This is a genomic window from Niallia sp. FSL W8-0951, from assembly GCF_038006525.1.
Classification (GTDB): domain Bacteria; phylum Bacillota; class Bacilli; order Bacillales; family Cytobacillaceae; genus Niallia; species Niallia circulans.
On sequence record NZ_JBBOVK010000001.1, the window covers coordinates 211918 to 233586 of the forward strand.

At 34.4% G+C, this 21669-nt stretch carries 16 protein-coding genes; 15 read left to right on the forward strand and 1 reads right to left on the reverse strand.

Features of this window, described 5'->3' with window-relative positions; all coding sequences use genetic code 11:
- The first annotated feature begins 109 nt into the window (after positions 1-109).
- The 14 genes from NSS71_RS00950 (at position 110) to NSS71_RS01015 (ending at position 18289) form a co-directional block, all read left to right on the forward strand.
- Positions 110-1111 (forward strand): substrate-binding domain-containing protein, encoded by a 1002-nt coding sequence (locus tag NSS71_RS00950; RefSeq protein ID WP_061797334.1) that lies wholly within the window; start codon positions 110-112, stop codon positions 1109-1111.
- Between the two features lie 19 nt (positions 1112-1130).
- Entirely contained in the window at positions 1131-2933 is a 1803-nt protein-coding gene (locus tag NSS71_RS00955; RefSeq protein WP_061797330.1) for a cache domain-containing sensor histidine kinase, read from the forward strand.
- A 6-nt stretch (positions 2934-2939) separates the two neighbouring features.
- A complete protein-coding gene (locus NSS71_RS00960; protein WP_047942375.1) occupies positions 2940-4166 on the forward strand; it encodes a response regulator transcription factor in 1227 nt (408 codons plus the stop codon).
- Between the two features lie 330 nt (positions 4167-4496).
- Complete coding sequence (gene chvE / locus NSS71_RS00965; RefSeq protein WP_235850119.1) at positions 4497-5546, forward strand: multiple monosaccharide ABC transporter substrate-binding protein; 1050 nt, start codon at positions 4497-4499, stop codon at positions 5544-5546.
- Positions 5547-5575: 29 nt separating this feature from the next.
- Positions 5576-7111: a multiple monosaccharide ABC transporter ATP-binding protein gene (gene mmsA / locus NSS71_RS00970; protein WP_341151205.1), complete on the forward strand. Its 1536-nt coding sequence runs from the start codon at positions 5576-5578 to the stop codon at positions 7109-7111.
- Between the two features lie 88 nt (positions 7112-7199).
- Positions 7200-8312 (forward strand): multiple monosaccharide ABC transporter permease, encoded by a 1113-nt coding sequence (mmsB, locus tag NSS71_RS00975; RefSeq protein WP_235850120.1) that lies wholly within the window; start codon positions 7200-7202, stop codon positions 8310-8312.
- A gap of 145 nt (positions 8313-8457) precedes the next feature.
- Positions 8458-9222, forward strand: coding sequence for a DeoR/GlpR family DNA-binding transcription regulator (locus NSS71_RS00980; RefSeq protein WP_047942371.1), 765 nt, complete (start codon positions 8458-8460; stop codon positions 9220-9222).
- A 251-nt stretch (positions 9223-9473) separates the two neighbouring features.
- Positions 9474-10310 (forward strand): rhamnulose-1-phosphate aldolase, encoded by an 837-nt coding sequence (rhaD, locus tag NSS71_RS00985; protein ID WP_341151206.1) that lies wholly within the window; start codon positions 9474-9476, stop codon positions 10308-10310.
- Positions 10311-10385: 75 nt separating this feature from the next.
- Entirely contained in the window at positions 10386-11537 is a 1152-nt protein-coding gene (locus NSS71_RS00990) for an iron-containing alcohol dehydrogenase (RefSeq protein WP_095321688.1), read from the forward strand.
- A gap of 377 nt (positions 11538-11914) precedes the next feature.
- Positions 11915-12958, forward strand: coding sequence for an autoinducer 2 ABC transporter substrate-binding protein (locus NSS71_RS00995; protein WP_341151207.1), 1044 nt, complete (start codon positions 11915-11917; stop codon positions 12956-12958).
- Positions 12948-14786, forward strand: a complete 1839-nt coding sequence (locus NSS71_RS01000; protein WP_341151208.1) for a cache domain-containing sensor histidine kinase — start codon at positions 12948-12950, stop codon at positions 14784-14786. The genes NSS71_RS00995 and NSS71_RS01000 overlap by 11 nt, the downstream gene beginning before the upstream one ends.
- Positions 14773-16407, forward strand: coding sequence for a helix-turn-helix domain-containing protein (locus NSS71_RS01005; protein WP_341151209.1), 1635 nt, complete (start codon positions 14773-14775; stop codon positions 16405-16407). Before NSS71_RS01000 ends, NSS71_RS01005 begins: the two co-directional genes overlap by 14 nt.
- A gap of 268 nt (positions 16408-16675) precedes the next feature.
- Entirely contained in the window at positions 16676-16999 is a 324-nt protein-coding gene (gene rhaM / locus NSS71_RS01010; protein WP_341151210.1) for an L-rhamnose mutarotase, read from the forward strand.
- A gap of 15 nt (positions 17000-17014) precedes the next feature.
- Positions 17015-18289 (forward strand): MFS transporter, encoded by a 1275-nt coding sequence (locus NSS71_RS01015; protein WP_095258884.1) that lies wholly within the window; start codon positions 17015-17017, stop codon positions 18287-18289.
- Between the two features lie 52 nt (positions 18290-18341).
- On the opposite strand, the gene NSS71_RS01020 is transcribed toward NSS71_RS01015, so the two are convergent.
- A complete protein-coding gene (locus NSS71_RS01020; protein ID WP_412973366.1) occupies positions 18342-19193 on the reverse strand; it encodes an STAS domain-containing protein in 852 nt (283 codons plus the stop codon).
- A gap of 696 nt (positions 19194-19889) precedes the next feature.
- Between NSS71_RS01020 and treC the strand changes: the two genes are divergently transcribed.
- On the forward strand, positions 19890-21572 hold the full coding sequence (treC, locus tag NSS71_RS01025) for an alpha,alpha-phosphotrehalase (RefSeq protein WP_341151211.1): 1683 nt from the start codon (positions 19890-19892) through the stop codon (positions 21570-21572).
- Positions 21573-21669 lie beyond the last annotated feature (97 nt).

Sequence of the window (21669 nt, forward strand, 5' to 3'; positions counted from 1 at the left end):
TTATGGTTTAAAGATGGAATTGCATGTTGGATACTTGTTTTTTTCTTTTCACTGTAAATGTTTCCATGTATAATGATACATACAGTTTTTTCCTTTGGAGGTGTGGTTTTTGAAGCGGTTACTGTATGTATATATGTTTGTTTTTATATTATTTGGTATTTATTTTTATTATTCTCATTTGTATAATGCTTTAGATGATAATAACGGTATGAAAAGAGAGCGCTTACAAGGTGCAGTTAATGACGAGTATGTGATGGTAACCTTTCTGGCAGGGATGGATTACTGGAAGTCGGCATTAAAGGGATTTGAGGACGCAGCTAATGAATGGAATGTGTCTGTTGCTTATAGAGGGGGAACACAATATGACCTGCATGAGCAAATTACTATATTAGAGCAAGTAATTGCCAAGAAGCCTGCAGGGATTGCTCTTTCTGCCATAAATCCAAATAATCTAAATACTACCATTGATAAAGCTGTGGAGATGGGGATTCCAGTTGTTTTGTTCGATTCTGATGCACCATTAAGCAAAGCATCAGCCTTTTTAGGCACTAACAATTATGAAGCGGGTGTAAAGGCAGCAGGTAAGCTGGCATCTCTTATAAATAAAAAGGGAAAAGTAGCCGTTATTACGCTGCCAGATCAGTTAAACCATCAAGAAAGAACAAAAGGGTTTGTGGAAACCATTAAATCAAACTATCCGAATATAGAAGTGGTGCAAGTCCGAAACGGAGAAGGCGATCAACTGAAATCGGAAAAAATAGCAAAAGAGATAATAAAAAAATATCCAGATATTAAAGGGATATTTGTAACAGAAGCGAATGGGGGAGTCGGGGTAGCAGATGCAGCAAAAGATAACAAGGAGATAAATGTAAAGATTATCAGCTTTGATGTAGACAGAAAGACATTAGATAACATAGAAAATGGAACTATATCTGCAACCATTGCTCAGGGGACATGGAATATGGGCTATTGGTCCATGCAGTTTCTCTTTAAACTGCATCAGAAGGACATCATTAGCGACCCTCATGGCCTGCCTCCTTATGTGGATACAGGAATTACCATTGTTACAAAGGATAATGTGAAAGAATATTATGCCGAATATACAAAGTAAGGAAGAAAGGTTTAGATAAATGTTCGCGAAATTAGGGAAAGTTAATGATTTTTCACTAAGAGATAAATTGATTGCTTTGTTTTTACTAATTAGTATTATCCCAGCCATTGGTCTAGGCTTATTAGTCGGTGTAACAGTGGAAAAAATTTTAGGAGAACAGGCAACAAAAAATACCTTGCAATTAATCAATCAAGTAAATACGACATTAGAGTCGTCCATAACGAATGTACAAAATGTAAGTTATCTCATTTCGATGGATGCACAAATTAAGACGTTTTTTTCCTCAGATCGAAAGGAAGGAAACGAGACGGATCAAAGTTATTCCATTCGCCAAAAAATGCAAGGGTTTACATCCTTATATCCAGAAATTGCAGGAATCCTATTAATCAATAAGGAAGGAAAATATATTAGTAATGAACTTTATGCAGAGGATAGAGTGGATTTGACAAAGGAGGAATGGTATAAAGAGGCAGTCCGGAATAAGGGGATCTTTAAAATTATTGGGAAGCCTGAAAAGCGTCATATTATCAGTCAAATTAATTACAAGGATGAAGATGTGGTGACTGTAGTGAGGGCAATTGTCGATAGAGATACACAAGAAATAACCGGTGTCTTATTAATCGATTTAAAGTTAAGAGTCATTGGAGAAGCGATGAATAATGTCCATATTGGATTATCGGGATTTTTAACTGTAATAGATGAAAATGGCAAAGAGATTTATTCTACTTCTAATAGTGAAGCACTCGAGATTCCAGAAACGATTTTATTAGAAGACGATTGGGGGGCTTATAAAAAGGTAGTAGATGGAGAGAAGATGGAGTTTATTTATCAAAGAACCCCTTTTTCCAATTGGACAACAGTTGGGATATTTCATTCGGATGAATCAGTAGCAGAAGTAAAAGAAATTCAATTGTATTTGTTCTTTTTTGTATTTTTTCTGTGTTTTGCCGGTATAACGGTGTCTTATTATTTTTCTCATTCAATTTCCAATCCGATCATTGAATTAATGACGATGATGAGAAAAATTGAAGATGGCCAGATGGAAATCCGTTATAAGGGGAAACGAAAAGATGAGATTGGCAGACTTGGAAAAACATTTAATCATATGATTACAAAGATTAATAGTTTAATAACATTAACAGAAATGCAAGAAAAACAAAAGAGAGAAGCAGAATTAAGAAGCCTGCAAGCACATATAAAGCCACATTTTCTATATAATACATTAGATACCATTAATTGGATGGCAAGAAAGCATGGGGCAAAAGATGTTGCAGAGGTAGTTGCATCATTATCTTCCTTTTTCAGAATTGGTTTAAGTAAGGGCAATGATATGATTCCCTTAAAAGACGAAATGAAGCATATTCAAAGTTATCTTATGATTCAAAAGGCAAGATATCAGGAGAAATTAAGTTATGAAATTATATATGATTCTAATTTGACAGAAGTAACAATCCTTAAGTTGGTCCTTCAGCCTATAGTGGAGAATGCCATTTATCACGGAATAAAAGAAAGAAGAGGACCTGGAAACATAAACATCTCTGCTATTCAAGAAAATGCGTGCTTACTTTTAAAAGTAACGGATGATGGAAAAGGCATGGAAGAGGAGGAGTTACATGCACTAAGAGAAAAACTAAATACGCTTGTGATCTTAAAAAAGGAAAGGAAGGAACAGATAAATTTTGGCTATGGCATGATGAATGTACAAGCAAGAATTAAACTTACATATGGAGACGCGTATGGTCTAGCAATTGATAGTGAGCATGATAAAGGAACAACAGTAACGATAAAACTTCCCATGAATCTAGAGGAAAAGAAGGAGTGAGAATGGATGGATAAACAAATATGGAATGTGTTAATTGCTGATGATGAACCTATTATTCGGGAAGGGATACGGAATGCCATTGATTGGTCTGCACTTCAGATGAATGTTATAGCGGAAGCGGAGGATGGGGAAGAGGCGATAGAGCTTTCGCTGATGCATTCTGTCGACATCCTCCTTATAGATATAAATATGCCAATTGTAAATGGACTAATGGTGATTAAACAGGTAAAAGCAAAGCTGCCAGACTGCCAAATTATTATTATAACGGGTTATGATGAATTTAAGTATGCCCAAGAAGCCGTTCGATTAAATGTATTCGATTATTTATTAAAACCTATCGATCCAGATCATCTAATGGGATTGTTAAATAAGATTAAAATGGAGTTAGTAGAAGTAAATAAAAAAAGGGCTTTACTGGACAGAACATCCGAACAATTCACTAAAAATCTGCCGACCTTACAACATAATTTCTTCCGTGAATGGTTAGGGGGCAAATTAACGAATGAGGAAATAAAGGAACAATTAGCTTTTTACTATTTAAATACAAGTATACCTAAACAACTAGTAGTTATTTCTTGTTTAGAATTTCTCGAAAACAAGCCTATTTTAAGTGAAAAGGAAAAAGGAGAGATTCAAGAATCGTTAAAATATCATATTCTCTTATTCTTACAACACAAGGAAATAGGTTATTTTCATGATGAATCAGGACTGATTGTCCTAATTATCTGGCAAACTATCACTAATGAGGTGGCTTTACAGTTGGAGGAATCTATCAGAAAAGAACTAAAAATGTCTATTGCCACCTATATAAATAACAATGAAGTGGATTACAAACATCTCTTTTCCTTATATAAAATCTGTAAAGAAATGATCCAACAGGAAATGAATATTTCACCTATTGTGAGAAGAGCAAAGAGTATTATTGACCATCAATATGCGGATTCTTCCCTTTCACTTGAAAAAGTTGCGATCACTTTACAGGTATCTCCTGTTTATTTAAGCAGACTAATGAAGCAGGAATTAAAAGTAAGTTTCGTCCAGCTCCTTACAACGAAACGAATGAAACAGGCAATATATTTACTTCAATCAACAGATTATCCAATTATCACAATATCTCAGCTAGTCGGATATGAAACGCAGCATTATTTTAGTACAGCATTTAAAAAGATTATGGGTGTTTCCCCTAATAAATATCGCAGAAATATTATGGAGGAAACAAATAATATACAGTGAAGGAGTAGAGGCCATGAAAAAGGGGCTTCTTTTTTTATGAAATAAGACTAAACGCAGCTCGGGAAAATAGGTGGGAGATCAACTGTCCGTATAGCCAATTATTCAACTAATGATCAGTAGAGGGCTGGAGAAGACAACACAGATATTATTTTCTTAATTGAAATGAAAGCGTTTTAATTTAAGTTAAAAAAGTATAAAAATAGTAAATTATTTGAAAAGACCATACTTGAGGCAGATGCTATAGTAAGTTTAGTCAAAATAAAAGCTTAAGACAAATGTAGAAAGGGGGAAGTTTGTTTGTGTAAAAAAGTGTTTACATTTATTGCTGTCATTGTACTAACATTTATTACTGCTGCATGTGGAGTTGAAAAAACTTCTGGAGAGTCAAAAGGGTTTATTGGTATTTCCATGCCTACCAAATCATCAGAAAGATGGGTAAATGATGGAGAAAATATGAAAAAACTGTTTGAAGAACTTGGCTTTAAAACAGATTTACAATATGCAGAGGATGTGATTGAGAATCAAACAGCACAAATTGAAAATATGATTACAAAAGGTGTAGATATTCTTGTCATTGCCCCCATCGATGACCGATCCGGATTAACAGGCGTTCTAGAGAGAGCACATAAGGATGGCATAAAAATTATTTCGTATGACCGTTTAATACAGCACAGTGAATATGTAGATTATTATGCAACATTCGATAATTTTAAAGTAGGAGAGCTGCAGGGTCAATATATTGAGGAGAAGTTAGGATTAAAAGATTCTGAAGGGCCATTTAATATAGAGATTTTTGCCGGATCTCCAGATGATAACAATGCATACTTTTTCTTCGATGGAGCAATGTCAGTCCTTCAGCCATATATAGATTCTGGCAAACTAGTCGTAAGAAGTAAGCAGACAAAATTTAGTCAAGGAGCGACACTCCGCTGGGATGGAGCATTAGCTCAAGCCAGAATGGATAATTTATTAAGTGCTCATTATTCCTCTGAACGGATAGATGCCGTCTTGTCTCCCTATGATGGGATTAGTATTGGGGTTATCTCGTCATTAAGGGGTGTTGGCTATGGAAGCAAAGATAAACCGATGCCGATTATAACAGGACAAGATGCAGAGCTTGCTTCTATTAAAGCAATTATAAATGGAAGACAAACGCAAACCATTTTCAAAGATACACGAGAATTAGCTAAGAAAGCAGTGGAAATGGCAAGGGCTTTACTCAATGGAGAGGAAGCAGAAGTAAATGATACGGAAACATATAACAACGGAAAAAAAGTAGTTCCTGCTTATCTTTTGAAACCGGTTTCTGTGGATATAGAAAATTATGAAGCTGAATTAGTCGATACGAATTATTATACGAAAGAGCAGCTGGGGCAGTAATAGTAAAAAAAATAGAGGTGGTGAAGGACATGGCAAATATAATTCTTGAAATGCAAAATATTACGAAGGAGTTCCCAGGGGTTAAAGCTTTAGATGATGTTAATTTAAAGGTTAAGCAAGGAGAAATACACGCCCTTTGTGGGGAAAATGGTGCTGGTAAATCAACTTTAATGAAGGTATTGAGCGGAGTTTATCCACATGGTACTTATTCTGGAGATATTTTCTTTCATAATGAGGTTTGCACATTTAAAGACATCAAACAAAGTGAAGAGCTAGGAATCGTAATTATCCATCAAGAGCTTGCATTAGTGTCGGAATTGACGATAGCAGAAAACCTCTTTTTAGGAAATGAAATCGTTAACAAAGGCGTGATTGATTGGAATAAAACAATTTTGCGTACAAGGGAATTGCTTAAAAAAGTCGGATTAAGTGAATCACCAAATACAAAGGTAAGTGATATTGGAGTAGGTAAACAACAATTAGTAGAAATCGCAAAAGCTTTATCAAAGGACGTTAAGCTGCTTATTTTAGATGAACCAACAGCTTCTTTAAATGAGAATGACAGCGAAAACTTACTAAATTTATTATTAGAACTTAAAAAACAAGGAATGTCTGCCATCATTATATCTCATAAACTGAACGAAATTGAAAAGGTTGCCGATTCTATCACCATTTTAAGAGATGGAAAAACGATTGAGACATTGGATGTAAAGAATGATCAGGTGGATGAAAACAGAATTATCAAAGGAATGGTAGGAAGAGATCTTACCAATCGTTATCCAGAGCGAATTCCCCATATTGGAGAGGTTGTTTTTGAGGTAAAAGACTGGAATGTTTACCATCCAAAGCATATGGATAGGAAAGTAATCGATAATGTCTCCTTAACGATTAGAAGGGGAGAGATTGTCGGGATTGCTGGATTAATGGGAGCTGGACGTACCGAATTAGCAATGAGCTTATTTGGAAGAGCATATGGAAAGAATATCAATGGAAAAATAATAAAAAATGGGACAGAAGTGCAATTCAAAGATGTAACTGCAGCAATAAATAATGGACTAGCCTATGTTTCGGAAGATAGAAAAGGTAATGGTTTAATTTTAATGGAAGATATTAAACAGAATATTACTCTTGCAACGCTTGACCGTATTTCTAAACATGCTGTGTTAGATAAGAATCAAGAGATAAAGGTTGCAGAAGAATATCGGCAGAAATTCAGAATAAAAACACCAAGTATCTTTCAAAAAGCTGGAAATCTGAGCGGCGGTAATCAACAGAAAATCGTATTAAGTAAATGGGTATTTTCAGAGCCAGATATCTTAATTTTAGATGAACCTACTAGAGGAATAGACGTTGGTTCTAAATATGAAATTTATACAATCATTAATGATCTTGTCAATGAGGGAAAAAGTATTCTGATGATTTCGTCTGAATTACCAGAGCTATTAGGGATGTGTGACCGTATTTATGTAATGAATGAAGGGCGCATAACAGGAGAAGTTCTTAAAGAAGAAGCAAATCAAGAGAAATTAATGAAATATATGACCAAAAGTAAAGTAAGGGGGTAAGCGAACAATGCAGCCACAAATAAAACCAAATCCAGTAGGTTCACAAAAAAACAAATCACTTTTTCATGTTAATTTCCGTCAATATAGTATGATTATCGCTTTAGTATTCATTATGGTATTGTTTCAAATTATTACGGATGGTTTATTACTAAAACCCTTAAATATTACAAACTTAATCTTACAAAATAGCTATATATTAGTTCTGGCAGTTGGAATGTTACTTGTTATCGTCACGGGACATATTGATTTATCGGTAGGATCGATTGCCGCATTTGTTGGTGCCATCTCTGCCATTATGATGGTAAATTATGAAATGTCTCCATTTCTAGCAATCGTCATTTCTTTAGTATTAGGTGCTGTTATCGGAGCATGGCAAGGTTTTTGGATTGCGTATGTCCGTATTCCAGCATTTATAGTCACACTAGCAGGAATGCTCCTATTTAGAGGGTTGACGATGATTGTATTAGAAGGGAAATCGATTGCTCCTTTTCCTGAATCCTTTCAGAAAATCAGCTCTGGATTTATTCCTGATATAGGTGGAGGATCATTGCATCTATTAACGATTTTAATTGGTGCTGTTTTATCTATCATCATCATTTTCCTTCAATTAAAAAACAGAAGGAATCAATTAAAACATCAATTTGATGTTCAACCATTTGGGCTGTTTGTATCGAAGTTAGTAGGAATGATTTTAATTTTGAATATCTTTACCTTTGTTCTCGCAACCTATGAGGGCATCCCCAATATTTTAATTGTATTAGGTATTCTGATTGTTATCTATACATTTGTAACAAACAAAACAAAAGCAGGAAGACATATTTATGCAATTGGAGGAAATGAGAAGGCGGCTTTGCTTTCTGGGATTAAAACGAAAAAGATGACATTTATGGTGTTTGTTAATATGGGAGTACTTTCTGCATTGTCTGGTCTCTTATTCGCTGCACGTTTGAATGCGGCTACTCCAAAAGCTGGTAATCTTTTTGAACTTGATGCCATTGCAGCTTGTTTCATCGGTGGAGCTTCTGCATATGGGGGCATTGGAACCATACCTGGAGCAATTATTGGTGGTTTGGTAATGGGAATCATGAATAATGGAATGTCACTAATGGGACTTGGTATTGACTGGCAGCAAGGAATTAAAGGGCTTGTACTTTTAGCAGCTGTAGCCTTTGATATTTATAATAAAAACAAAGCACAATAGTTTGATGGAAGGGATGGAGTAAGGATTATCTTATTTCATCCTTTTTTTATGGAAGGGCTTCTTATTAAAACGAAAAATATGCTATAGTAATAAACATATATCAACTTAATCCCAAGAAAACAAAAATGGAGGGAGAACTTCGAAAGTGCTTGTAGCAGAAAGACGTAGAAAAATTGTGGAGCTTGTGAATGAAAGATTAAGTATACGCGTATCCGAATTAAGTGAAATTTTTTCGGTAACGGAGGAAACGATTAGAAGAGATTTAGAAAAATTAGAGCAGGATAAGCTTTTGATGAGAAGTCATGGAGGGGCAGTGAGTATTGAAAAAGAACCTAGCGATACTCCTTTCATGGAGAGAGAGGTTACGAACGCAGAGCAAAAGAGAGCAATAGCCCGAGAAGCGGTAAAGCGCATACAGCCTGGAGAACAAATCATCTTGGATGGTAGTACCACTGCCTGGTATATGGCGTCACAATTACCTGATATGCCTTTAACTGTGATTACTAATTCTATTAAAGTAGCTTTGGAATTAAGTAAGAAGGAACAAATTAAAGTAATATCAACAGGTGGAATGCTTTTGTCGAAATCATTATCTTATGTAGGACCACTGGCTGAACGTTCCCTTGAACAATATTATGTTAGTAAGTTGTTTCTATCATGCAAAGGAGTAGATGTGCAAAGTGGTCTAAGTGATGCTAATGAATGGCAGGCATTATTAAAGAAGCAGATGATGAATATAACATCAGAGGTTACTCTTCTTGTTGATTCAAGCAAATTCGGAGTAAAGACATTTGCTCATATTGCCAATCTAGATCAAATACAATATGTTATTACAGATGAACGTATTCCGGAAGAATATGAAAATTGGTTTCAAGAAAAAAATATCTCTTTTCAGGTCGTTCCATCATAAAATAATCTGTTCAAGCTTACGGGCGGAAAATGAAGAAAGATAGCACCAATATTTTTGAAAATATATTGGTGCTATCTTTTTTTATTTGGAGAGAAAGTGATTTTTAAAAAAACAAAAGAAAACAAAAATGTTTCACAGTAAATACGCATAGTTAAACTGTTTTTACTTTTGAATATATTGACTTATTTTTGTTTAAGTCGTAAAATAAGGATGTGAAAATCAAGATTAGCAGATTAAGGGAGTGAAGAGAAATGGTTGCGATTATGCAAAAGCAAAATATTTTAGATGCTCCATTTATTAAAGAAATGTGTGAAGCAACATTTAATATGTGGAATATGGGCTGGGATGAACGGAATGGAGGAAATATCAGTTATCTTTTAGAAGAAGAGTTAGTGGAACAATATTTGGATACTGGCAAAATTATTCGGTCTATCCCTCAAAAGTTTCAAGTGTCAGAATTGGCAGGGAAGTATTTTATTGTAACAGGCTCTGGGAAGTATTTTAAAAATGTGAAAAAAGATCCTGCAAATACACTTGGTGTTTTAAAAATAGATAAGAGTGGAGAAAAAGTGCATATACTATGGGGATTTGCAGATGGGTCGAATCCTACAAGTGAGTTACCCTCCCATTTTATGAGCCATATTGCACGTTTACGAGTAGACCCTAATCATCGGATTATCATGCATAACCATGCCACAAATATACTTGCAATGACATTTATGCATGATTTAGATGAAGCAAGTTTTACAAAAACACTATGGCAAATGTGTACCGAATGTATTGTTGTTTTTCCGGATGCAATCGGGATTCTGCCTTGGATGGTTCCTGGAACAGATGAAATTGGAGAAAAAACAGCAGCGAAAATGAGAGAGCATCGTTTAGTTGTTTGGCCACATCATGGAATATTTGGTGCCGGATCCACAATGGATGAAACATTCGGGCTGATTGAAACAGCAGAAAAAGCAGCACAAATTTATACGATTATTGGGGATGCTTCAAAGATTAAGCAAACCATTACGGACCAGCAGTTACAAGACTTAGCAGATGCTTTTCAAGTAGTACCTAGAGAAGGCATATTACATCTATAAAAGAGTCAGGGCAAATCGCTCTTTCTTTATAAATAATTATGTGAATTATTGAACAAACAAAAGGAGGCAAATCAAATGTGTGCACATGTATTTTATGTTCCAAGTACAAATTTAATGGGAAGAGGCTGCCTGCAGGAAGTTGGATCCCAAATAGCAGAATTAGGATTGCAAAAGGCATTAGTGGTAACAGATGCTTTTCTCAATGCTAATGGAATTGTTGCTAGAGTAGAAAAAGTCTTAGAGGATCAGAAAATAGAGTATTGCATTTATGCAGAGGTAAAGCCGAATCCAACTACAGTAAATGTATACAAAGGAGTAGAGGTATATAAAGAAAACGAATGTGATTTTATCGTATCTGTTGGTGGAGGCTCTCCTCAAGACACCGCCAAAGCAATCGGCCTTTTTGTAACAAACGGTGGAGATATTAGAGATTATGAAGGAGTAGGAAAAACGAAAAATAAATCAGTACCAATTGTTGCGATAAATACAACTGCGGGGACTTCCAGTGAATTTACCATTAACTATGTAATTACAGACGAAGAGCGCCAAGTAAAAATGGTCATGGTGGATAAAAATAGTTTAGTAACGATATCAGTCAATGATCCTGAGTTAATGCTAGATAAGCCCGCAGCATTAACAGCAGCAACCGGAATAGATGCACTGACTCATGCGATTGAAGCAATCGTTACTCCAGGAGCATATGCAGTAACAGATGCAACTGCATTAGCGGCAGTCGAGAAAATATTTACCTACTTACCGAGGGCAGTAAAAGACGGTCATGATATAGAAGCCCGGGAACAAATGACATATGTTATGTTTTTAACTGGTATGGCATTTAATAATGCTGGTCTCGGATTTGTCCATGCGATGGCCCATCAATTAGGAGGTGTATATGACTTACCGCATGGTGTATGTAATGCATTACTCTTGCCTATTGTGGAAAGAGAAAATGCAAAAAGAGATCCACATAAGTTTCCTGCAATCGCAAAAGCAATCGGTATCTCTGTAGAAGGAAAAACAGACAGTCAATGTGCAGAGGAAGTAATTGCAGCAATTAAAGAGCTTTGTAAAATAGTGGGCATTCCTGCTAAATTATCAGAACTTGGGGTGGAAGAGGTTGATTTGGAAAAACTAGCAAGTTTTGCATTAGTGGATGCATGTGCTCCTGGAAATCCATTTCAGCCTACGAAGGAAGAAGTAATTTCTATGTATAAAGAAATTTTGTAAAGGATATATAGTGAATTAGAAAATTTTGTATATTTCTAATAGAAGGGAGTAGTTTGTAGTTACAAGACTAGACTTCTCTCTTCTATTTTTATTTATATAATCTATCAAACTCCCATTAGTAGAGATTACTCCACTTACATGTTGATTAGTTGCAAATAGTTGGCCATTACAGGCAATTCTATACTAGAACTATCTTTCACAAGCAAGTACATGGCTTTTCATATTTGTTGAAAGAAGGATAAAATATGTATTAATCCAAGTGAAAAACTATAATACAAAAATAAACAAACATATATTTTTTTGTTTATTTTTTATATAATGTAAAGAAAGCAGTTTTTTGCTCATCAAGCAAAGAAAAAGGGTTAGGTGAAGAAGGGATGCGGAGAAATCCAATAATAATTTTAATAGTTTTGATTATTGTAAGCGGATGCACAGTTGATTTATCTAATCAAAAATATGAAATTATTTATCAAGAGGATAATCTTTCTGCAAAGGAAGTAGGCGATTTTTCTGCGGAAAAGAAGTATACAATTGCTGTCATACCAAAAGTAAGCGGAATTCCTTACTTTAATGCAGTAGAAGAAGGAGTAATTGAAGCTGGGAAAGATTTAAATGTACATGTGTTATATTCAGGACCATTAATAGCTGATTGGCAGCAGCAAGAGCAGCTTGTAAAGGAATATATAGAAAAAGGGGTTGATGCTATTGCGATTTCAGCAAATGATCCAGAAAAATTAGGTCCTATATTAATGGAAGCAAAGCGAAAAGGAATTGTAGTGATAACATGGGACTCAGATACAAATGAAAAGTATCGGAAATATTTTGTTAGTTCTGTTGATCCGGAGACACTAGGGAGACATGTGATGGATACTCTATCTTTAAATATAAAAGAAAAGGGTTCCTATGTAATTATTACTGGTTCCGATCATGCTGCTACTTTAAAGGAGTGGAGAAAATGGATGGTTATTCACCAAGAAGAAAATTATCCAGATATGGAGCTTCTAGAAGTAAGTGAATCAAATGATAACCCGCAAAAAGCGTATATGATTGCTAAAAAATTATTGGAGTATTATCCGGATTTAAAAGGGATCATTGGAAGCTCCTCCGTAGGACCTCCCGCAGCAGCACAAGCCGTAATAGATGCGAATAAGGTTGGAGAGGTTGCAGTCGTGGGTTTGTCGAGTCCTAATTTAGTACGTTCCTATATAAAGAAGAACGCGATACAGGTTGGTACCCTATGGAGCCCCCAAAAATTAGGATATTTAACCGTCAGTGTAACAAAGGAGATTTTATTGGGGAATAAAGTGGCAGATAATATGTCATTTGAAAATGTTGGTGTTGTTAGAGTAAAGGACGATACGATTATTATGGGGCAGCCAATTGATTTTACAAAGGAGAATATCGATCAATATGATTTCTAACCGAGTATATCTCTTTAAGCTAGAACAAGCCCCTTTAAAGCGTAAGTTAATCATTATTTATATAATAATGACAGTTATTCCTATGGGGATATTAGGATATATTACATATAACCAAAATACAAAAGCAATAGAGGAACAAGTAGGAGAATATATTCCTAGATTATTAAATCAAGCGAATAAAAATATTGAAAATGAGTTAAACCTGTTAAATGATTTACCAAATGCCATTTACAATTCTAAAGAAATAATGTCCATTCTTAGAAGTACTCCCTACAAAGAAAAGTCAGTTTTTTTACAAGAACGATATATAGTAGAAAGTTTTTTATCAAACAATTATTTAAACAGTAATCGATCCGATATTTTAGCAGCATTTTTGATAACGAATAATGGGAATTACATAAGTACAAAAGTTAAATTTAATGGAATGGATGTTGAAAACTCTATTCTTCCTTTTGGAGAATTGCATGACTTAGCTGGTGAAACGCCAATAATTTTGCCAAATAAAACAAATTTAACTTTTGAAAAGGATATCCCATTTATTTTATTAGTAAAGGAACTTACAGATTTCGAAAACAGGGAAAGTTTAGGTGCATTAATTATTGCAATAGATGTGAATTTTATTGGAAGAATAATAAATGATATTGATAAAGACAATAAGGCTACAATGTGGTTAATGGATGAGAATGGATATATTATATATCATCCTGATAAAACACAAATTGGCCAAACCGATAGTGGGGCTGCGGAATATCCTCTATTAAATGGTAGTTTTCGTACAGTTAATCATAAAAAGGAAAATATCTTGTATAGTATGAATCAATCAGTGAATAAACATTGGATTCTTGTTCATAGTATCCCAATGAAATATTTAACAGAAAGAACAGATACTGTGAAGAATTATACCCTAACTATTTTTTTGATTTTAACCATTATTACAACAGTGATTTCGATTTTTATCGCTTGGTCTGTAACTAAACCAATTAAGCAACTTGGTAAAGTAATGAAGGAAGTGGAAGGTGGCAATTTACATGTTACAATCCCTCCAATGAATAAAGATGAAGTTGGGGAGTTAGCTGAAATCTTCCGGTCCATGTTGGAGCAGTTGAGAATACTAATTCAGAAAAACTATGAAATTGAGTTACAGCAGCGAAACGCACAGATTTATGCACTACAATCACAAATAAATCCGCATTTTATGTACAATACATTAGAAACAATAGGGGCAGTTATTGAGGAAGAAGACAAGGAAACAGCTATCGTTATGGTGGAAATCCTTGGTCAAATGTTGAGGTATTCATTAAGTGGCAGTGAAAGCCTAGTGCCTATTCATATGGAACTTACTCATATTAAAAACTATTTAACATTGCAGAAAATTCGTTTTGAGGAAAGAGTCAGCTATGAAATTATAGGGGAAAATCAGCTTCCTCTATGCTATTCACCTAAATTTATTATTCAACCAATTATCGAAAACGCCTTTAAATATGGGATGAAGAAGAGGAAAAGATTAATAATCTCTATTAATCTTCTTGTTGAGGAAAAAAACTTAAAGATTATCGTAAAGGATAATGGTCCTGGTATTAACAATGAAATGCTTCAGAGCATACAAAATAATCTAAATAAGAAAGATTATTTCACAAGAGAATCAGGGCTGGGATTGGCAAATGTTCATACAAGAATTAAAATGCTATTTGCTCAGCATAATGGAATAACAATTGAGAGCTCGGAGTCCTTTGGAACGACAGTAACGATTGTACTACCTCTGATTACGAATCCCTGTATGACTTTCGATAAAAGGGTAGAAGGTAGGGAAGAATATGGAGAGAATTAAAATTATTATTGTAGATGATGAACCGAAAATATTAAAACGAATCGTACGGATGGTTGAAGCCCAGGGAGAAATATGGGATATTATTGGTGCCTTTTCTGATGGAATAGAAGCTATCGAAAAAATAGAACAGAAGAAACTTATCTTTGATTTACTTCTAACAGATGTTCAAATGCCAGAAATTTCAGGCCTTCAGCTTATAAATAGATTAAAAGAAAAATTTTCCTTTGAGTCTATTATTATTAGTGGATTTGATGATTTTGTCTATTTACAAACTGCTTTAGAAGAAGGTGTTTCCAATTACTTATTAAAACCTATTCATCGAGATCAGTTAAAAGATGTTTTGCTGCAAGCGCAAAAAAAAATTATAGCAAAAAGAAAAGGAGAAGAAGAAAAGGAACAGCTTTTAAGAAAAGCAAAGGAGTTAGATTATACTAAGCAATTATATTATTTAAGTCAATTACAAGGAGAGGATCATTCGGAAGAAGAAAAAAAGAAGTGGCGAGAGTTATTAGGAAAGGGATCATTTCAGTTATTATACATTTGCTTGGATCAAAATATAAAACAGGCTTGGTCTGATGAGTATACGGCTTGGTTGAAGCATGCGAACAATCATATTTTGTCCTCTTTACAGGTTACGCTAGAAGAATGGTCTCCTTCTCTCATTATTCGAAATTGGATATGGAGAGATGATTTATTTTCAATATGGATGCTAATAGAATATCGAGATTCTGAACAATTAGATAGTGATGTAGAAGCATTTTTGAGACTATGGAAAGAAAGAATTAAAAGTGTCACTAAAAATACTGTTACAATTGCTGTTAGCTCCCCGTTTACAAGCTTGGAAGAATTCGTCACAAATCAAAGGAACTTAGAAAATATGATGATGAATAGAATGATTTACGGCTGTAATAAAGTGTTTTGGCTAGAACATTTGTCTGTATATAAGGAGGAGAATAAAAAAGAAAGTTCAGAAATTATCAAATCCATTCAGCAAGTTTTATTTAGTCTAGAAAATGAGGGAAAGGAGGAAGTAATTGCAGCTCTCCAAGATTATTTTAAAAAGTTACGACTAATCAAAGCTGCAAATGTTTTAGAAGAAGCAGTTCATTTACTTGGAATTAGAATTGTGAATAGATGGGTTGAATTAGAAGGGTTCGGAGAAGAAAGAGTACTTTTTCAGGAGGTCATTTCCTTAACCAAAAATACAGCTGATTTTTATCAATTACAGGATAAAATCAAGTTTTGGGTGTTTTCTGTAATGGATAAAATTCAAGCAGCAAAAAGAAAAAATAAAAATTCTGTTCAAAAAGCGAAAGAGTATATTCAAGCACATCTAGGAGAAGCGATAACAATTAAATTAATTGCTCAACAGGTATACATGAGTCCAACTTATTTCAGTGCTTATTTTAAGGAACAGACAGGAGAAACAATCCTAGATTATATTACCAAAACAAGATTGAAAAGAGCAACGGAATTATTGGAAACAACAAATCACAAAATAGCAGATATTGCTGTTCAAATAGGCTACCAGGATACAAAATATTTTAGTAGATTGTTTAGGCAATGGTATGGATACACTCCTTCTCAATATAGAGATGCACATCGAAGAAGAGAAGGATGAATAATAACAATAGATAAAGTTTTGGCTATCGAAATCAAGTTAAAAAGGATTTCTGGTAGCCTTTTTTGATAGAAAGAATAGGGTTGTTTTTCATTCCTTTTTTTCACCTTCTAATATTTCCTTTATATAAAATGAGAACCTTATTAAAAAACATTTTTTTATCCCCCTATTCTTAATATTGTCTCCTATTATGCTAAAATTCCCTGCGTTAATATGTAGATAACAGTGATGTAATTGCTTTCAAAATATAGAAGGGAGTTATTAGAAGATGCAAAATCGAACCAGAATAGCAAGCATGATGCAAGTGTACAAGAATCATTATGAAGAATATGAGAAGAGACATAATGAACTTTGGCCAGAGATGGAGAAGATGTTAAAGTCACATGGAGTGCATCATTATTCTATTTTCTTAGAAGAAGAATCAGGCCAATTATTTGCTTATTTAGAAGTTGAGGATGTAGACACTTGGGAGAAAGTATCGGAAACAGACATTTGCAAGAAATGGTGGAACTATATGGAGCCTTTAATGAAAACGAATTCAGACAAAAGTCCTGTTAGTAAGCCACTAAAAAGTGTATTTTATCTTGAATAGAAAGGAAGATCTGGGATGACTACTGCTATAAAAAAAAATAATAAAAAGGCTACGATTACAGTAGCTATGTCCAATTATCTTGAGGCGGGTTCCATTGTTGCTGGTGCTGGTGGATTGACGCTTTGGATGGAATACCTGCATTTAGATGATTTTAAGCTTGGTTTATTGGGTGCATTAAGTGCTAATGGGTTTGGCTCCGCAATAGGTGCTTTAATAGGCGGTATTTTGGTAGATAAATATGGAAGAAAATTTATCTATAAATATGACCTTCTTGTTTATATGATTGGTGTTTTATTAATTACTTTATCTTTTAACTTTCCAATGCTATTAGTTGGTTATGTTGTTACAGGTATTGCTGTAGGTGCTGCGATTCCAGCTGCTTGGACATATATTGCAGAAGAAGCACCTGATAAGGAGAGGGCAGCTAGAATAGGCTATGGTCAGTTAGCATGGTCAGTAGGACCAGCAATATCATTATTATTATCTGTATTATTAGCACCATTAGGTTTATTAGGGAGTAGAATAATATTTGCCCAACTTTTTGTAATCGCTTTAATAACGTGGGTTATGCAACAGCAAATCAATGAATCTGTTATTTGGGAAGAAGAGAAACAGAAAGAAAAAGCGCAAATACAAAATGGGGAAAAAATCGCCAATCCTATTAAAGAACTTTTCTCTATTAAAGCAAATCGTCAAGCAATCGTTCTTTTAATCGGAATTTATGTGTTCTGGAATTTAGTGGCAGGAGTGATGGGTTACTTTATGCCATATATCTACGAAACTGTTGGTGGATTAACAGCTGCGCATGCTAATTTATTACAAGCCTTCCTATGGATATTAACTGTTGCATCCACTTATTTTGTCTTTATTAAATTAGGAGATAAGGTAAATAGAAAACTACTTTATACAATTGGAGCAGTGTTAGGAATTGTTGCTTGGTTAGTATTATCTTTAGGATCTATGGGAATGTTTGAATTATTTACATTTGTAATTTTATGGGGTGTTGCAGCTGGTTTTGGAGCGCAGGCATTTTACGGCTTGTGGTCCAGTGAGTTGTTTCATACAAAATATAGAGCTAAAGCACAAGGCTTCTTATTTGCAACGGCACGTATTTCTGTGGGCTTAATTTCCCTAGTAGTACCATTAATGATTACTACTTTAGGATTTAAAACTTCTGGTTTAATTATGATTGGATTTTTGTTAATTGCCGCAATCGTGGGATTTGTTATGGCACCAGAAACGCGGGGCAAATCATTAAAGGAAATAGAAAAAGAGAGATATACAGCATAAATAATAAAGGATGTCTTAAAGAGTTTAACTAACTATTTAAGACATCCTTATCTTATTCTACGACCCGCTTCAAGCCAATGCTAGCTAATGCCGTGTGTAAATTGGCACATGTGGTAATTTTGCTAAAGTCGATTCCTAATGAAATAATTGTTTGAGCAATTTCTGGTCTAATACCAGAAACGATGGATTTAACACCAATTAGGTCTAAGGCATGAACGACTTTAAATAAATTGTCTGCCACCATTGTATCGACGATTGGCACCCCTGAAATATCCAAAATGAGATATTCGATTTTTAAATTGGCAGATTCCTGCAACGCAACTTCTAAAATTAATTGAGACCGCTGTGTATCAATTTCCCCAATAAGAGGAATGATGGCCGTTTCTTTTGCTATTGGAACAACTGGAACAGACAGCTCTTCTAAAGCGGTATAAGCAAGTTTCATAATCTGCGTGTTATGCTCTTCATAAATATGCCCTATGTAAGCACTAATTTCATCGAGTATAGGATCAATAATCTTGCCAACATCCAACATGGTAATCGGCGCGAAAGATTTCTGTTCTAATTCCTCTGTGAATACGTCCCAGATTACATTTCGGTAAATCGATAAGGAACGCAGAGCAGATTGTAAGGGAATATGGTTCTTTACAAAGGCTTTCCCAGTTTTATCCGACCAATACTCTATTCCTTCCGAATCTTTCTTATCTTTTAACGCTTCAGCTAAGATAAAGAAAAGCTTAGCATTCCATTTATGCATATCTTCTTCAGCATATGGGAGAGAAAAATTAGATGTCTGCTGTTGTAAAAATTGTGAAAGCAGCCTATTTGTATTTTCAGCAAGGATGTTCTTGTTTTCTATGATTTTGTTCCCAATATAAGCTAATTCATCCTTCAAAATGCTCACTCCTAGTTTAATTCTATTAATAGTATACATGTTCCTACATTATATGTGGAGTAAATGAGCTTTTCCACCAGTGATAAATTAATAATTTCTCAGAAAAAAAGAATGGAGTTTAAGCTTTCTATGTCTTAATCAGCCCTTTCCTTCTACTTAATTTTTTCTGTTCTTTCTGTAAAGATAATGATCAACCGTTTTACATTTCTATTTAGCATTATCTATATCAATGTTTTTTATCTATACAAGAAAGAGAATATTATTGATTAATTAAATTAAATTCTAAAAATTATAGGGATATCTTATCAAAAAAAGCAGTAAATGACCAATGGTTTTTAAGGAATTGACAAAAATCCTTCTTTTAATGGAATACAGAAAAAAGAGCGGAAAATGTAAGGAAGTTTATACGGACAAGTTAGGGGTAGGAACTAATTTGGTTTAGGACAAAGAGGTTTTGAAAACGCATTACTAATCAGTTGACAACTTGTATATACATGTTATGATGAAAGAGAATAAAAATCATTAGTCTTGTTCAAATGCCGAATCATATCGAAGTAACATTTGCTATAATGTCAAACCGATTCGTATGCCTTTTGAGGAAGTACTAGTAATTAAATAGGAAGTAAAAAAACGTAAATATTAACTGTATTGTTTTTTTTACAGACAGGAAAAAGAATATAATTTTCACATCGGTGGTGTATATAGATGAAACAAGAATGGTGGCAAAAGGCAGTTGTGTATCAAATTTATCCGAAGAGTTTTCAAGATACAACAGGAAACGGAGTAGGAGATATTCAAGGGATTATTAAAAGATTAGATTATTTAAAAGAATTAGGGGTAGATGTATTGTGGTTAACACCTATTTATGCTTCTCCTCAAAAGGATAATGGCTATGATATTAGTGATTATTATTCCATTCATCATGAATATGGAACGATGGAAGATTTTGATCAGCTATTAAAGGAAGCCCATCAAAAAGGTCTGAAAGTTATTATGGATATCGTTGTTAACCATACTTCAACGGAACATGAATGGTTTAAACAAGCAGCATCTTCTAAAGATAACCCATATCGTGATTTTTATATTTGGAAAGATGGAAAAGAAGATGGCAGTGAACCAACGAATTGGCAATCTAAATTTGGCGGAAATGCATGGCAGTATGATGAAAAAACAGGCCAGTATTATTTACACCTTTTTGATGTAACGCAAGCTGATTTAAATTGGGAAAATGAGAAGCTTCGTAATGAAGTGTATAAAATGATGCAATTTTGGTTTGAAAAAGGGGTAGATGGTTTCCGTCTTGATGTCATTAATTTGATTTCAAAAAATCAAGATTTCCCAGATGATGACGGTTCCGCAGCGCCTGGAGATGGAAGGAAATTTTATACAGATGGACCTCGTGTGCATGAGTTTATCCATGAAATGAATCAAGAAGTATTTTCCAAATATGACAGTATGACAGTTGGAGAAATGTCTTCTACAACACTAGAGCATTGCGTTAAATATACAAAGCCTGAGCGAAATGAGTTAAGTATGACTTTTAATTTCCACCATCTAAAGGTTGATTATCCCGACGGAGAGAAGTGGGAAATTGGCGAAATGGATTTTCAGGCTCTGAAACAAATTTTATCTAAATGGCAAGTTGGTATGAATGAAGGGGGAGGATGGAATGCCCTTTTCTGGTGTAACCATGATCAGCCACGTATTGTTTCCCGTTATGGGAATGATGGGGAATTCCATAAGGAATCTGCAAAAATGCTTGCTACTACCATCCACATGATGCAAGGCACTCCTTATATTTACCAAGGAGAAGAATTTGGCATGACAGATCCTAAATTTACTTCGATTGATCAGTATAGAGATGTGGAATCTTTGAATATGTATAATATTTTACAAGCAAATGGTAAATCAGAAGAAGAAATTCTCGAAATTTTGCGCAGAAAATCTCGTGATAACTCTCGTACACCTGTTCAGTGGAACGGTGAGAAAAATGCTGGATTTACGGATGGAACGCCATGGATTGAAACGGCTCGAAATTATCGAGAGCTAAATGCAGAAAATGCATTAAAGGATAAAGAGTCTATTTTCTATCACTATCAAAAACTTATCCAGCTGCGGAAAGAATACAATATCATTACAGACGGAGATTATGAACTACTTGCTCCTGAAGATGATAAAATATTTGCCTATTTACGCAGTACAGACAAAGAGAAATTATTAGTCGTTAATAATTTCTATGAAGAAGAAGTGACATTTACTTTACCAGAGCACATTGATTGGACAGGATTAACAGGTACCATTCTTCTATCTAATTATCCTGATTCCGATTCCATGAGAGAAAGTATAAAGCTAAGAGCATATGAGTCTATTGTCTATTATATAAAGTAATAATATTTCGTGCAGATATAGGCTTTTAGAAATATTATTTATTAGATTTATGGGAAAATTTTTGTTATTAAGTTAAAATAGGAAGTGAATCTTTTAT

What these genes read in the sequence shown, in the direction of transcription:
- NSS71_RS00960 (WP_047942375.1), top strand. Translation starts at nt 2,940, where the DNA reads ATGGATAAACAAATATGGAATGTGTTAATTGCTGATGATGAACCTATT.
- rhaD (WP_341151206.1), top strand. Translation starts at nt 9,474, where the DNA reads ATGGTTGCGATTATGCAAAAGCAAAATATTTTAGATGCTCCATTTATT.
- NSS71_RS00990 (WP_095321688.1), top strand. Translation starts at nt 10,386, where the DNA reads ATGTGTGCACATGTATTTTATGTTCCAAGTACAAATTTAATGGGAAGA.
- mmsA (WP_341151205.1), top strand. Translation starts at nt 5,576, where the DNA reads ATGGCAAATATAATTCTTGAAATGCAAAATATTACGAAGGAGTTCCCA.
- NSS71_RS01000 (WP_341151208.1), top strand. Translation starts at nt 12,948, where the DNA reads ATGATTTCTAACCGAGTATATCTCTTTAAGCTAGAACAAGCCCCTTTA.
- treC (WP_341151211.1), top strand. Translation starts at nt 19,890, where the DNA reads ATGAAACAAGAATGGTGGCAAAAGGCAGTTGTGTATCAAATTTATCCG.
- NSS71_RS00955 (WP_061797330.1), top strand. Translation starts at nt 1,131, where the DNA reads ATGTTCGCGAAATTAGGGAAAGTTAATGATTTTTCACTAAGAGATAAA.
- NSS71_RS00995 (WP_341151207.1), top strand. Translation starts at nt 11,915, where the DNA reads ATGCGGAGAAATCCAATAATAATTTTAATAGTTTTGATTATTGTAAGC.
- NSS71_RS01015 (WP_095258884.1), top strand. Translation starts at nt 17,015, where the DNA reads ATGACTACTGCTATAAAAAAAAATAATAAAAAGGCTACGATTACAGTA.
- rhaM (WP_341151210.1), top strand. Translation starts at nt 16,676, where the DNA reads ATGCAAAATCGAACCAGAATAGCAAGCATGATGCAAGTGTACAAGAAT.
- mmsB (WP_235850120.1), top strand. Translation starts at nt 7,200, where the DNA reads ATGATTATCGCTTTAGTATTCATTATGGTATTGTTTCAAATTATTACG.
- NSS71_RS01005 (WP_341151209.1), top strand. Translation starts at nt 14,773, where the DNA reads ATGGAGAGAATTAAAATTATTATTGTAGATGATGAACCGAAAATATTA.